Raw genomic sequence first — 12760 nt, forward strand, 5'->3', positions numbered from 1 at the left:
CTGTCAATCGCGTACTGCAGCCCGCCGCACTGGCGCACACAAGCATGTCGGACGGTCAGCACAGCGGCTCGTCGAACTAGGCAAGAGGCGAGAGAAATTCCTGATCAGCGCTGGGAAATGCGAAAACGGCCCGCTTTCGCGAGCCGTTCTCTTACTGTCTCAACACAGTGTGCGCCATGAGGGATTCGAACCCCCAACCTTCTGATCCGTAGTCAGATGCTCTATCCGTTGAGCTAATGGCGCGCAGGGCGTCGACCGGCGGTTTCGGTGCCTGATCAACCTGACGACTATATCAGGCGGAACGAAGGTGCTCGTAATCGGGAGGCGGCCTAGACGAGGGCGGCTCGGATGCGGGCGGCCACGGCATCCGCTTCGTCCTGGGACGGGTACGCGTGCCGCGGCCCGAGCCAGAAGCGCAACCCGTCGCCCTTAGAACGCGGGATGACGTGCAGGTGCAGGTGCGGAACCGACTGCGAGACCACGTTGTTGACGATGAGGAGCGAGCCATCGGCATCCATGGCGCTCTCCACGGCGCGCTCGAGTGACTGCGAGGTGCGCAGCCACGGCGTGGCGAGTTCCTCGGGCAGCTCGTCGTAGGTCTGCACGTGCCGCCGCGGGACCATCAGTACGTGGCCCGGGAACACCGGGTGTGCGTCGAGGAACGCCACGAAGTCGTCGTCGCGGTACACCTCGCGGGCGGATGTCTCGCCCTCGGCGATGCTGCAAAATACACAATTTGCGGCACCGCCCTGGACGGAACCCCTCGCGGAGAACGCTGCGCGCGATTCGGCCGGCATCGGAGTCTCCCGTCGCTCAAGCGAAGATCTCGTCGAAGAAGTCGAGCTGGGCCTGCCAGCTGCGGGCATCCGCCACGGGACGGAAGTTCTCGCCGGGCACGGTGAATGCGTGCGGCGCGCCGCTGTAGGTGACGACCTGCCAGTCGAGGTCCGGCACCGCGCGCAGCTCGTCCTGGAACGCGTGCACCGCCTCGTCGGGGACGACGGGGTCGACGCCACCGGTGAGCACGAGCAGCTTGGCGCGAATGGCATCCGCATCGCTCGGATCGTGCGTGATGAGGCGTCCGTGGAAGGAGACGACCCCGCGGATGTCCGCCCCGGTGCGCGCGAACTCGAGCGCCGCGGATCCGCCGAAGCAGTACCCGATCACGGCGATGCGCGACTCGTCGACCTGCGGAAGCTCGGCGAGTGTCTCGTACGCGGCCCGCACCCGGGCGCGGAGCAGCGGGAGGTCCTGGTAGTAGCGGCCCGCGAGAGCGGACGCCTCCTCGTGAGTAGGGCGGACATCCGCTCCGTAGATGTCGGCGACGAAGGCCACGTAGCCGAGGCGGGCGAGCATCTGCGCACGCATCTCGGCGTTCGGGCCCACTCCGAGCCAGTCCGGCACCACGATGATGCCCGGCCTCGGTTCGCCGGCCGCCGCGTCGTGGGCGACATATCCCTCGAGTTCGGTGCCGTCATGGCCGTACGTGATCGTGGATGCCTCCAGGCTGGCTCCGGACGGGATCGGAATGCGGGCGAGAAGCGTCTCGTGAGTGGCGGGCAGGTCGGTCATCGGCGGCTCCTTCTGTGGGTCGTTGCTCACGTTACGCCGCGGGAACATCGAGCTGTCGGGAGACGGCATCCGCCGGGCGCGCGCCGAGCTGCCGGACACCGGGTTGCGGCGGGCGACATAGCCTGAGGACATGGCCGAGGAATACGCGCACGAACCGGATGCCCACCGCTACGTACTCCGCGTGGACGGCCAGATCGCGAGCGTCGTCGACTACACGGTGCTCGGCAACGCACTGTCGATGACGCGTACATTCACGAATCCCAACCTGCGCGGGCGCGGCCTGGCCGGCAAGATCGTCGAGTTCGCCGTGAACGACGTCGAGCACAACACGGACTATCACGTGGTGCCGATGTGCTGGTACGTGGCGCAGTGGTTCGACCAGCACCCGGAGCGCGCCGGCCTGCTGAAGGCACGAACGGCCTAACGGGTGCAGCCGCCGGAACGCGAGCCATGCCGCGGCGGCGAGAAGCGCCACCAGTGGCGCAGCAGGCTCAGGGCATCCGGCTATCCTCGAATCGAAGCCGCGGCAGTGCCATGAGCCGGCGCGGTCGCACATCGGTCTCCCACGAGGACATTCAATGACGAATTCATCAGGGCGCTCGGCGCTCATCGCGTCGTACGCACGCACTCCTTTCCTTCGGTTCAACGGCGGGTTCGCATCCGTCCCGGCTGTCGAACTCGGCGCCCACGCGTTGAAGGCCGCGATGGCGCGAGCGGGCGTCAGCCCAGAGCAGATCGACATCGTGCAGGGCGCACAGGTGGTGCAGGCCGCAGCGGGGCAGAACCCGGCGCGACAGTCGGCGGTGAAGGCCGGCATCCCGATGACCGTGCCCGCGATCACGCTGAACGCGGTCTGCCTCTCCGGCACGCTCGCGATCGCCGCGGCCGCCAAGCTCATCGAGGACGGCGAGGCCGACATCGTCGCGGTCGTCGGCCAGGAGTCGATGTCGCTGGCGCCGCACGCGTGGTCCGGGTCGCGAATGGGGCAGAAGTACGGCGCGATCGAGTTCGTCGACACGCTCGAGCACGACGGGCTGACGGATGCCTTCCAGCACGTCTCGATGGGCGCCTCGACAGAGGAGTACAACAGCAAGCTCGGCATCACGCGCGAGGAGCAGGATGCCTACGCCGCGTCTTCGCACCAGCGCCTGGCGGCCGCGGCCGACTTCGTCGCCGGCGAGATCGAGCCGTACGATGTGCCGTCCCGCAAGGGCGCGACGACCTACTCCGCCGACGACGGACTGCGCGCCGACACGACGGCGGAGAGCCTGTCGGCCCTGCGCCCCGCATTCGCGAACAACGGCACCATCACGGCGGGCAACTCGTCGCAGATCACGGACGGCGCAGCTGCGCTCATCATCGTGGGCGACGACGTCGAGCTGTCGGTGAAGCCGCTCGCTCGGATCGTGTCCTCGTCGTTCGTCGCCGGTCCCGACACGTCGCTGCACTCGCAGCCCTCGAACGCGATCGCCACCGCGTTGCGCAAGGCGCACGTCGAGGCATCCGCCCTCGCCGCCGTCGAGATCAACGAGGCATTCGCCGCGGTGTCGGTGCACTCCACGCGTGAGCTCGGTCTCGACCCGGCGATCGTGAACACCGACGGCGGGGCGATCGCGCTCGGGCATCCGCTCGGGGCATCGGGTGCCCGCATCGTCGGTCACCTCGCGCGGCGCCTGCAGCAGGCCGGAAGCGGCAGCGTAGGCGCGGCGGGACTGTGCGGCGGTGGCGGCCAGGGCGCCGCGATGGTGCTCGAGGCCCTGTAAGGCCACTACGCATAAAGCGCGTCGCCGACCAGGCGCCGCAGCTCGATCACACCGCTGTCCGACCAGCGGGTGGGATGCACGCGGTTCGTCAGCAGCGTCCAGGCGCGGCCGGCGTCGAAGTCGATCCAGAGCCCGGTGCCCGTGAAGCCGGTGTGACCGATGGTGGCGGGGCTGCAAGCCTCGCCGCCCGACCAGCCGTCGTACGGATGCTCCCACCCGTAGGTGCGCCGCGGCCCGACCGGGGTGCGCATCAATTCGACCGACTCTTGCGACGCGCCCGTGCCGTCCAGCAGCCCGCGCGCGAAACCGAGCACGGATGCCGCAGTGCCGAACAAGCCGGCATGCCCGGCACCCTGCAGCGCTGCCGCGTTCTCGTCGTGCACCGTGCCCACAAGCATCCGTCGCCGCCACGGGCAGTACTCGGTCGCCGCCGCCCGCGCCGGATCGGCCGACCACGCAAACCCGTCACCGGGGTCGAGGTCGCGGATGCGCGCCCCCGCGAGGCGCTCCAGCACGAAGCCGAGAAGCATGTAGTTGAGGTCGGAGTAGGCGGGGTCCCCGTGCGGCCAGTCCCGCTGGATCACGAACGCTCGCAGCTGGTCGGGGTCCGTGCCGTACGTGTACACCGGGAACGTCGCGGGCAGACCGCTCGCATGCGTCAGGCAGTCCCGCGGAGTGATGCGACGCTGCCAGGCATCCGGATCGAACTGCCGCAGCTCGGTCAGCACCTGAGTGACGGGCGCGTCGAGGTCGAGGATGCCCGCAGCAGCAGCATCGAGGATGCGCGGCGTCGTGAAGATCACCTTCGTCAGCGACGCGAGGTCGAACCAGGTGCCGGCCGTCATGGGGCGCTCGTCGGGTTCGCGCTGCGCGAGCCCGACCGCGCGCACCTGCGGCTCGGGCTCATCCAGGTCGAGCACGCCGAGCACCGCGCCCGGGATGCGGCCTGACTCCACCCACTCGTTCACCAGGTCGAATGCGGCGTCGAATCCCATGCGTTTCAGCGTACGGCCTCACGTTTCAGGCACCGCGGGCGTCTGCACAATGAAAGAGGAACGAACGCGAGGAGTTCAGCATGAGCATCTGGCACGCCACGATCACGGCGCCGCAGATCTCGGAGCACATCGGCGAGATCACGATCGTCGCGGAAGACGACGCCGTCGTCGGCATCTACTACCCGGGGCATTGGACGAAGCCCGATCGCTCCGCCTTCGGACCTGAGGTGCCGCACGGCTCCGACCCCGCCATCGCAGCAGCTGTGGAGCAGCTGCGCGACTACCTCGACGGCCGGCGCGACACGCTCGACTTCGCGATGCGGGCCAATGGGAGCGACTTCGAGGAGCGGGTCTGGGGCATCCTGCGGCAGATCCCGTATGGCGAGACAGTCACGTACGGCGGCATCGCCGAGGAGCTCGGCGACCGGTCGCTGGCCCGGATCGTCGGGCAAGCCGTCGGGCACAACCCGCTGTCGATCGCCGTGCCATGCCATCGCGTCGTCGGCGCCGACGGAAGCCTCACCGGCTACGCGGGCGGCCTGGAGCGCAAGCGGTTCCTGCTCGGCCTCGAGGGAGCCCTCGAAGAGCACGCGCCGACGCTGTTCTGATGCCCCGGCGGGCGCCCTCCGTCAGTTGTTGCCCTTCGAGCAGGTCTGCGTGGCAGCGGTCTGGCCCTTGACGTCCTCCGGCAGCGCGACCGGCGTACTGCCCGAGCCGCTGCCGCCGCCCGCGCTGGAGCCGCCGGACGGCGTTCCCGACCCGCTCGAAGCATCCGATGGCGCTGGCGTACCCGTCGGTCCCACCGCACCCACACCCGTGCCGCCGGTCAGCTGGATCGGCTGGTCGTTCTTGACCGCCTCCATCAGCACGTCGGCCGACGAGTGGTCGGCGACGACCTTGCCCGGGTCGTCCGAGTCGCTGCCCACCGGGTACTGCACGAACGTGATGTTGTCGTACTTGAGGTTCTTGCCGGCCATCGCGATCTGGTAGAGCGTGGTCACGTTGTTCAGCGAGTCAGACCATTGGATGTGCTGCTGCGCGGCCTTCACGAGACCCCACATCTTGACCGGGTTCGTGAGCGTCTTCGGGGTCATCACGGTGCGAACGAGCGACGACAGGAACACCTGAGTGTTGCTGATGCGCCCGAGGTCGGAGCCGTCGCCCACGCCGTATCGGGTGCGCAGGAACTCAGCGGCCTGCATGCCCTGCAGAACCGATGTGCCGTCCGGAAGGTCGAGACTCGTGTGCTCGTCGTGGATGCCTCCGCCGGTGATGCACACCGGCACACCGCCGACGGCGTTCGACATCGCCACGACGCCCTCGAAGTCGACGACACCGGCGAACGGGATGTCGATGCCTGTCAGGTGCTCGATGGTCAGCACCGTGCACGCGACGCCACCGTTCGAGAGCGTCGTGTTCAGCGGTTGCGACGACATCGCGCTGTTCCAGCCGCCCTTGCCGTCCGGACACTTCGGGATCGGGAGCATCAGGTCACGCGGAAAGCTCACCACCGTCGCGTGGGTGTGGTCCTTCGACAGGTGCAGCAGCATCGTGACGTCGTTGAGCCCCGCTCCCGAGCTGTCGTCGGTGGTGCCCCAGGCGTCACCCTGTCCCGTGCGCGTGTCACTGGCTAGGAGAAGGATGTTCACACCGCCGTCGAGCGCGCCGATGTCGGGAATGGAGCCGAGCTTCTCCTCGCCGACGAGGTGCACCGACGGCTTCTTGTCCGACACGAGGTTCGCCGCGGCGACTCCGCCGATGCCGAGCACACTGACGAACGCGACGACGGCGACGGATGCCACCACCTTGCCGAACGTCGCCCACGGCTTGCGTTGCAGCCGGCCGTGCCGCGCTATGGCGTGCAGGGGCTCTGACGCGGCGTCGGCGCTACGCCGTCCACGCTGCGTACTCCTCGATGCTGCCACCGGACCACACTAGGGCACGCAACCTGTACAGACCCACAGCGGGCTGGAGCCGCTTCCGGCAGGATCAGTCGACCGAGACCAGCCCGCCGAACTCGTAATGCACGGTCGCACCGGGGCCGGGCTCGCCCGCGCTCAGTCGGTACAGCGAGGGCAGCGCGCCGGATGCGTGTGGGAGCGAGCCGTCGTCGGCATCCGTGTCGTCATCCGATTCGTCCACCGCGGCGCAGATCATGTCGGCGTCGAAGTCCTCCGGATCGAGCTCCATCACCTGCCCGTCGAACTGACCGCCGTGCAGCACGGCGTGGAAGGTGGGGCCGGAATTGAGGATGTCGGTGAGCTCGCTACGAAACTCGTCGAGGCTGAGGGATCGGTTGGCGCCCACCAGCAGAGCTACCCGCTCGAGCAGGTCACCACGCTGGGATTCGCTCAGCGCAGTGACGGACTCGACGAGCTCGCTGGCATCCAGGGCAGCCAGCAACTGCTCCGGGGTCGGCTCGATGTCATCCATTTGCTTCACGCTAAGTCGCTTGTGCCGGTTACCGCGACAGCACACGGAGTGTCGCGGAGTCCGCACGCGACCCCCGTTAGGACTACTAGGGCGCCGGCACCTCGCGGGGCGGAAGCGGCGAACTCACCTCGTCGAGCACGGTCCTGATCCGCTGCTGCACGGCGGGATCGAAAGCGGGGCCCGACCCGATCAGCTCCGCTTCGTCCTCGGTCATCACCACCATGCCGCGGAGACCGTGAGACGAGCGGCTCAGCGACTCGAGCCACTTCGGGTTCAAGGGCGGCGGTGCAGGTTCGTTGAAGAGGAACTGCAACTGGATCGCGGGGCTCAACCAGATGCTGATCCGCCCGCCCCCGTCTTCCGGGGCGACCCGCCAACTCAGAAGAAAGCCCTCCTGCAGCCGCAGCTTCGAGGTGATCGCGATCTTCAGATGTGACAGAGTGCGGTCGTCGAAGCGGTACTGGGCACGATCGTTGTACACCAAATACCCCATGTACCGATGATTCCACCACGTGCGTCTTTACGGCAGGGCGAATGTGAGCGCCATGGCGGACGCGCGCTCCGGATGCCTTGTCAAGGCATCCCGTAGAGGAAGCACTCGTGCCTACGGTGGGTCTCACGATGGCACCGCGAATACCCGAACGCCGGAGCAACTCCGGTCGCACACGACCTGCGAGTTCAGTCTCCGGCAGGCAGCGCGTCGATCCGCTCCGTTCTGTCCTGAAGTTCGGCGACCGTGGGGCCGTCTTCGATGTCAGGCCCATACTCTTCGACCGGCTCGCTGACGAGTTGACTCGAAGGCCCGATGAGCACCTCGATCTTGTCGACCTCCCCGCTGGTGAGACGCCCTGGCACGAACACCGCGTCGGCGAGCCTCCGCGACGCGAGCGCGCGCGCGTAGTCGAGGAGCGCCGCGGCGATGCTGTCACCGGTGTAGAAGACACTTCCTGCATAGACGATTCGGCGCATGGATACAGCCTCAATGGTGCAATGCGCGGGATCGAGGCCTTGACATGAGCGAAACGTCCTGGCCGTCGCACGGTTACGTCTATGGCGTGGACGTTCCGCGGTTCCGCGACTCGAACGGCGACGGCATAGGCGACCTGCCCGGCGTGCTCGAGCGTCTCGACTACATCGCCGACCTCGGCGTCTCGTGGATCTGGCTCCTCCCCTTCTATCCGAGCGAGCGGCGGGACAACGGATACGACGTGGACGATCACGTCGGCGTCGACGAGCGCTTCGGAGACCTCGACGACTTCGAGGCGTTGGTGCGTGAGTCTCATCGACGTGGTATCTCGGTGCTGGTGGATCTGGTTATCCATCACACCTCCGATCGCCATCGCTGGTTCCAGGAGGCGCGGCGGGACCGTTCATCCCGGTACGGCAACTACTACGTCTGGGCCGATGAGCCGGTCGACGTCCCGAACGACACGAACGTCTTTCCCGGGGAGGAGGACGACGTCTGGACCTACGACGATTCGGCGCACGGCTGGTACCACCATCAGTTCTACGAGTTCCAGCCGGACCTGAACCTCGCCAACCCCGAGGTGTTCGACGAGATCGTGCGCATTGGTACGACCTGGCTCGAGCGGGGCGTCGACGGCTTCCGGCTGGATGCCGCGATCCCCGCGGTGACGCCGAAGCCGACCGAGGGCACCAGTGTCGACGAGCGGATCTTCTTCCAGCGGCTCCGCTCGAGTCTCGCCGAGGTGCGCAGCGAGGTGGTTCTGGTCGGCGAGGCGGACCTGCCGCCGGAGGCCATCGCTCCCCTGGTGCACGGCGGGCAGATGGATGCCGTGCTCGACTTCGCGCTCAACAACAACGTGTTCCTCGCCCTCACCCGGCAGAACCCGGACCCCATCTATCTCGCTCTCGATTTCCTCGACGCTGCCGTGCCCGTTCCGGCGCGGGTGAACTTCGTGCGCAACGCCGACGAGCTCGACCTGGAGCAACTGACCGAGGAGGAACGCCGCGAGGTCTTCGCGGCGTTCGCGCCCGAGCCGGAGATGCTGCTCTACGGCCGCGGCCTGCGGCGCGGCTGGACGCCGATGATGGGTAATCCGCAACGATTCCGCATGACACTGAGCCTGCTCGCCGCGTTGCCCGGCGTGCCGCTACTCGTGCAGGGACAGGAGCTCGGCATCGGCGACGACCTCTCGGCCGACGGCCGCGACTCGGGCAGACCGACCATGCAGTGGGCGGATGCGCCGGCCGGCGGGTTCAGCGATCGTCCCGACTCGCCGCTCGTGCTGCCCGCTCAGCGCTCCGGTCCTTACGACTACAGCCGGGTGAACGTCGAGAAGCAACAAGCCGACGAGAGGTCGAACCTGGCCCTGGCGCGCGCCCTCGCGAGGCTGCGAGCGGATGCCCGGCTCGGCATCCTTCAGGCGCGCCGCGTCATGCTCCCCGACGCGCCGAACGTGCTGGCGCTGCGCACCTGGAACAAGGCGTCGCCCGGCGACACCATCACGCTGCACAACCTCGGGGCCATGCCGCAGCCGATCCGGCTCGACCTGCGAACGACCACGCTGCTGGGCGAAGAGTGGCACGGTGATGCACTCGGCGCGTACGGATTCGCCTGGTTGGGGTGCTTGGAGGAGGGTGCCGCTTCGACAGAGACACCGGGTGTACTCCCGGTGTAGCCCTCGCCGTCTGCGAATGACGCGGGGAGGGACCGGCACCAACCTGATGATGCCGGTCCCTCACTCTCGGGGAGGATGGCCGCGCAAGCCCGATTGCGCGTGCCGTCCGTGTCAGTTCAGGCGGTGGCGGCGCTGGATCCAGGCTGCGGCGGCGGCGAGGAGGCCGAGCATCAGGAGTCCGAAGCCGACGAGTCCTGCGGTCCAGGTGTCGCTACCGGTGGATGCCAGGCCTGCCGGTGTGGCCGGAGAGACTTCGGTCACCTTCGCAGTCGATGGGTCGGAGGTGATCGGGTCACCGCCCGATGTGGTCCCGGTCACCGTTGCCGTGTTCGACAACGTCCCACCGGCCAGATCGGCTGCGACCACCGTGTAGGTGGCAGTGCAGTCGATCTCCTGCCCAGGAGCCAGCGTGGCGGTCGACGGGCACTTCACCGCGGACAAGGTGCCGTGGCCATTGAACGAACCCTCGTTCACCTTCGGATCGGTGATGTTCACATTCCCGGTGTTCGTGATCGCGAACGTGTAGGTGATCACCTGCCCCACGGTGGTGGCTTGCTGGCTGCTGGCGGTCTTCACCAGCGACAACGCGGGGTGCGGGTTCGTGGGCACCACTACCGGGTTGGAGGGCACCGGCGGGATCGGGTTACCGTGCGGCGGGGTACCGCCGACAGTGGCAGCGTTGCTGATCGAACCGGCATCCACATCCGCCTGCACCACGGTGTAGGTAGCGGTGCAGGTCTCGACCTGACCCGGCGTCAACGTGATCGGCCCGGTCGGGCACACGATCGGCGACAGGGTGCCGTGCCCGGTGAACCCGGTATCGGCCACCTGCGGATCCGTGATCGTCACATTCCCGGTGTTCGTCACCGTGAACGTGTAGGTGATCTTCTCACCCACCGCAGCAGCCGTCACATCGGCGGTCTTCACGATTGACAATGCAGGCGTGGGCGGGATGTTCACCACTACCGTGTTCGACGGCACCGGCTGCAACGGGGTACCACCTGGCGGGGTCCCTGTGACGTTCGCGGTGTTCGTGATCGATCCCGCATCGACGTCTGCTTGCGTCACCTTGTAGGTGGCGGTGCAGGTCTCCACCTGACCGGCCACCAAAGTGGTCGCCGGGCAATCGATGGTGGAGAGCTGGCCGGTGCCGGAGAAGTCCGTGTCCGTCACCTTCGGGTTCGTCAGGGTGACGTTGCCGGTGTTGGTCACCACGAACGAGTACGTCACGGTCTGACCCGCCGCGGTCACCGTCGACGGGTTCGCCGACTTCACCACCGCGATACCGGGGGCGGGCGTCTCCGGGATCTTCACCGTAGACGGGGTCGAGGGCACCGGAGTGTTAGAACCCGGCGGGGTGCCGTTCGCGATGGCAGTGTTCGTGATCGATCCGTGGTTCACATCCGTCTGCGTCAACGTGTACGTGGCCGTGCACACCTCCTGAGCACCCGGCGCCAACGTCGACGACGGACACGTGGCATCCGAAATGCTCCCGCTTCCGGTGAACGACGTCTCATGGATCCCGACCTCGTTCATCGTCACGTTCCCGGTGTTCGTCACCGTGAAGTGATACGTGATCACCTGACCCGGCGTGTACGCGGCAGCATCCGACGGGTCAGCCGACTTCACCACCGAGAGGCCGGGGTTCGCGGTGCTCACCGGTGTGCTCGTCGAGGACGGGTTCGAGGGCACGGCCGGCCCGGTCGGCGGGGTACCGGTCGCGGTCGCCGTGTTCTTCACCGAACCTGTGGCAGCATCCTGTGCCGTGATCTGGTAGACGTTATTGGCCGAACACGTTTCTGACGCGCCGACTGCCAGCGACGTCGAGGGGCACGTGACGGGCCCGGCCTTCGGGTCGTTGACCTGCACGTTCGTCATCGGCACATCACCCGTGTTCGAGACGTCGAAGGTGTACTGGATGGTGTCACCGGCATCCGTGATGCCGTTGCCGTTCACATCCACCGGAGTACCGGCGTGCTTCACCAGGGTCAACGCCGGTGATTGGAATGTGACGTTCGTGGTGCCCGGGATGTTCAACCCGGTCTCCGTGACGTTGTCCGGACCGTTCGTGTACGAGCCCGTCGTTGCCGAGGTCACCGGAACGGTGATCGTGCAGGATGCCTCACCTGCGTTCAACGTGCCGCCCGTCACGCCGATTGAGGTCGCACCGGCGGTGGCGGTCGTGGTCGCCTGGCAGGTGCCACCGATCGTGGCCGGGCTCGCGACCGTCAGCCCCGCGGGGAGTGCATCGGTGAATCCCCAACCGGCCTTCGCCGCCAACTCACTCGTGTTCGTGATCGTGAACGTCAAAGTCGACGTACCACCGGTCGGCACCACGGCAGGACTGAACTCCTTATCCAACTGCGGCGTCACATCCAGGATCTTGATGTTGTCGAAGGCGGCGTCGTTTCCGACTCCGGATCCGTTCGCGTTGGTCATCCGGATGCCGAGCGAGGAACCGTTGAAGAGAACCGAGCCGTTCGATGTGTACGTGCCGACGTTCATGGCCCGTGCAGGCTGATTTCCGTACGCGGGGACGTTGACGGTCGTGCCGGATGTGCAGGCGTTGACGACACCGCCTACGTTGGTCGCGGTGCCGCCCTGGTCGAGGAATGCGAACTGGTACTGCGGCGCCGAGACTGCGCAGTTCACGGCGGCAGTGTCGACGCTGAAGGTCAGGAACCGGCCGGAAGCCGACGCCAGCGGAATGTTGTTCACCGTCTGGAACTCCACGGCGTTCGCGCCCGGGTTGTTCTCGGTGTATGCGGTGACAGCGTGATTCGCCGCGGGGTCGGCTGCGTTGGCGTGCGCACCGAGCGCGTACGCCAGTTGACCGATGTTCGACGTGTCTGTCGTGCTGACACAGTTGCCGAGAGTGGTGTACGGGGTGTTGAGGTTGCGCACCTGCCCGTTGCAATTCGCCAGCCAAGCCGGGTCTGCGGTGTACTTCTCGCCATTTGCACCGGTGTAGTTCGCCAGACCGACCGGCGTGTCCCCCATGCCGTTCTCGAAGTCCTCCTGGAACACCACCGTGTTGGCCTGCGGCGTTCCGGGGCTGCCCGGTGTGGCATGCGCAGCCTGCGGCGCGAGGACAATGCCCGTTGCGGCCACTGTGCCTAACGTCAAGGCTAAGGCGCCGATCGCCGCGGCAGCCCGCAACCGCCGCGAATGCAACGACAGGACGCCGTGGCCGCTGCTTCTGGTGTCGGATCGATGCCGACCGCCGCTCCTGGCCGATTCGAAGCGCCGACGAGCCGTGAACTTGCGCATGAAACAGTTCCCCCCTGAGAACATCACCGGAACCCGAACCGGTGCAGACAGAACGCCCACATCAGTCCTATTCGGGTTCCCGCTT

The 12760-nt window shown here is 67.2% G+C and carries 12 protein-coding genes and 1 tRNA gene; 4 read left to right on the forward strand and 9 right to left on the reverse strand.

All coding sequences use genetic code 11. The features are described 5' to 3' along the window. Positions 1–170: 170 nt before the first annotated feature. The 3 genes from ACYVI5_RS15370 to ACYVI5_RS15380 form a co-directional block, all read right to left on the reverse strand. Positions 171–243, reverse strand: a tRNA-Arg gene (locus ACYVI5_RS15370). Between the two features lie 86 nt (positions 244–329). After that, positions 330–797, reverse strand: coding sequence for an HIT family protein (locus ACYVI5_RS15375; RefSeq protein WP_460580981.1), 468 nt, complete (start codon positions 795–797; stop codon positions 330–332). A 16-nt stretch (positions 798–813) separates the two neighbouring features. Beyond that, positions 814–1572: a dienelactone hydrolase family protein gene (locus ACYVI5_RS15380; protein ID WP_460580982.1), complete on the reverse strand. Its 759-nt coding sequence runs from the start codon at positions 1570–1572 to the stop codon at positions 814–816. A 130-nt stretch (positions 1573–1702) separates the two neighbouring features. Here ACYVI5_RS15380 and ACYVI5_RS15385 point away from each other — a divergent pair, with 130 nt between their 5' ends. Together ACYVI5_RS15385 and ACYVI5_RS15390 are read left to right on the forward strand one after the other, a co-directional pair. Next, entirely contained in the window at positions 1703–1996 is a 294-nt protein-coding gene (locus ACYVI5_RS15385) for a GNAT family N-acetyltransferase (RefSeq protein WP_460580983.1), read from the forward strand. Positions 1997–2150: 154 nt separating this feature from the next. Next, positions 2151–3335, forward strand: a complete 1185-nt coding sequence (locus ACYVI5_RS15390) for an acetyl-CoA C-acetyltransferase (RefSeq protein WP_460580984.1) — start codon at positions 2151–2153, stop codon at positions 3333–3335. Positions 3336–3340: 5 nt separating this feature from the next. Here the strand turns inward: ACYVI5_RS15390 and ACYVI5_RS15395 are convergent, their stop codons facing one another. After that, entirely contained in the window at positions 3341–4330 is a 990-nt protein-coding gene (locus ACYVI5_RS15395) for a serine hydrolase domain-containing protein (protein WP_460580985.1), read from the reverse strand. An 80-nt stretch (positions 4331–4410) separates the two neighbouring features. Here ACYVI5_RS15395 and ACYVI5_RS15400 point away from each other — a divergent pair, with 80 nt between their 5' ends. Next, the gene (locus ACYVI5_RS15400; RefSeq protein WP_460580986.1) at positions 4411–4938 is read left to right on the forward strand and encodes a methylated-DNA--[protein]-cysteine S-methyltransferase; all 528 of its coding nucleotides are present in this window, start codon (positions 4411–4413) and stop codon (positions 4936–4938) included. Positions 4939–4959: 21 nt separating this feature from the next. Here the strand turns inward: ACYVI5_RS15400 and ACYVI5_RS15405 are convergent, their stop codons facing one another. The 4 genes from ACYVI5_RS15405 to ACYVI5_RS15420 all read right to left on the reverse strand — a co-directional run bounded on the left by ACYVI5_RS15405 (position 4960) and on the right by ACYVI5_RS15420 (position 7732). Next, a complete protein-coding gene (locus ACYVI5_RS15405) occupies positions 4960–6255 on the reverse strand; it encodes an LCP family protein (protein ID WP_460580987.1) in 1296 nt (431 codons plus the stop codon). Between the two features lie 64 nt (positions 6256–6319). Next, positions 6320–6763 (reverse strand): hypothetical protein, encoded by a 444-nt coding sequence (locus ACYVI5_RS15410; protein WP_460580988.1) that lies wholly within the window; start codon positions 6761–6763, stop codon positions 6320–6322. A gap of 85 nt (positions 6764–6848) precedes the next feature. Next, on the reverse strand, positions 6849–7256 hold the full coding sequence (locus tag ACYVI5_RS15415) for a DUF7882 family protein (RefSeq protein WP_460580989.1): 408 nt from the start codon (positions 7254–7256) through the stop codon (positions 6849–6851). Between the two features lie 185 nt (positions 7257–7441). Beyond that, the gene (locus ACYVI5_RS15420) at positions 7442–7732 is read right to left on the reverse strand and encodes a hypothetical protein (RefSeq protein ID WP_460580990.1); all 291 of its coding nucleotides are present in this window, start codon (positions 7730–7732) and stop codon (positions 7442–7444) included. A gap of 44 nt (positions 7733–7776) precedes the next feature. Between ACYVI5_RS15420 and ACYVI5_RS15425 the strand changes: the two genes are divergently transcribed. Next, complete coding sequence (locus tag ACYVI5_RS15425) at positions 7777–9405, forward strand: alpha-amylase family protein (RefSeq protein ID WP_460580991.1); 1629 nt, start codon at positions 7777–7779, stop codon at positions 9403–9405. Positions 9406–9516: 111 nt separating this feature from the next. Here ACYVI5_RS15425 and ACYVI5_RS15430 read toward each other — a convergent pair whose 3' ends face one another. Beyond that, entirely contained in the window at positions 9517–12516 is a 3000-nt protein-coding gene (locus ACYVI5_RS15430) for a DUF7507 domain-containing protein (protein ID WP_460580992.1), read from the reverse strand. Between the last annotated feature and the right edge of the window lie 244 nt (positions 12517–12760).

It is taken from the genome of Humibacter ginsengisoli, assembly GCF_054780095.1.

Excerpts from the sequence above, each read along its gene's own strand:
- ACYVI5_RS15390 (WP_460580984.1), top strand. The coding sequence starts at position 2,151 with ATGACGAATTCATCAGGGCGCTCGGCGCTCATCGCGTCGTACGCACGC.
- ACYVI5_RS15425 (WP_460580991.1), top strand. The coding sequence starts at position 7,777 with ATGAGCGAAACGTCCTGGCCGTCGCACGGTTACGTCTATGGCGTGGAC.
- ACYVI5_RS15415 (WP_460580989.1), bottom strand. The coding sequence starts at position 7,256 with ATGGGGTATTTGGTGTACAACGATCGTGCCCAGTACCGCTTCGACGAC.
- ACYVI5_RS15375 (WP_460580981.1), bottom strand. The coding sequence starts at position 797 with ATGCCGGCCGAATCGCGCGCAGCGTTCTCCGCGAGGGGTTCCGTCCAG.
- ACYVI5_RS15420 (WP_460580990.1), bottom strand. The coding sequence starts at position 7,732 with ATGCGCCGAATCGTCTATGCAGGAAGTGTCTTCTACACCGGTGACAGC.
- ACYVI5_RS15385 (WP_460580983.1), top strand. The coding sequence starts at position 1,703 with ATGGCCGAGGAATACGCGCACGAACCGGATGCCCACCGCTACGTACTC.
- ACYVI5_RS15410 (WP_460580988.1), bottom strand. The coding sequence starts at position 6,763 with ATGGATGACATCGAGCCGACCCCGGAGCAGTTGCTGGCTGCCCTGGAT.
- ACYVI5_RS15395 (WP_460580985.1), bottom strand. The coding sequence starts at position 4,330 with ATGGGATTCGACGCCGCATTCGACCTGGTGAACGAGTGGGTGGAGTCA.
- ACYVI5_RS15400 (WP_460580986.1), top strand. The coding sequence starts at position 4,411 with ATGAGCATCTGGCACGCCACGATCACGGCGCCGCAGATCTCGGAGCAC.
- ACYVI5_RS15380 (WP_460580982.1), bottom strand. The coding sequence starts at position 1,572 with ATGACCGACCTGCCCGCCACTCACGAGACGCTTCTCGCCCGCATTCCG.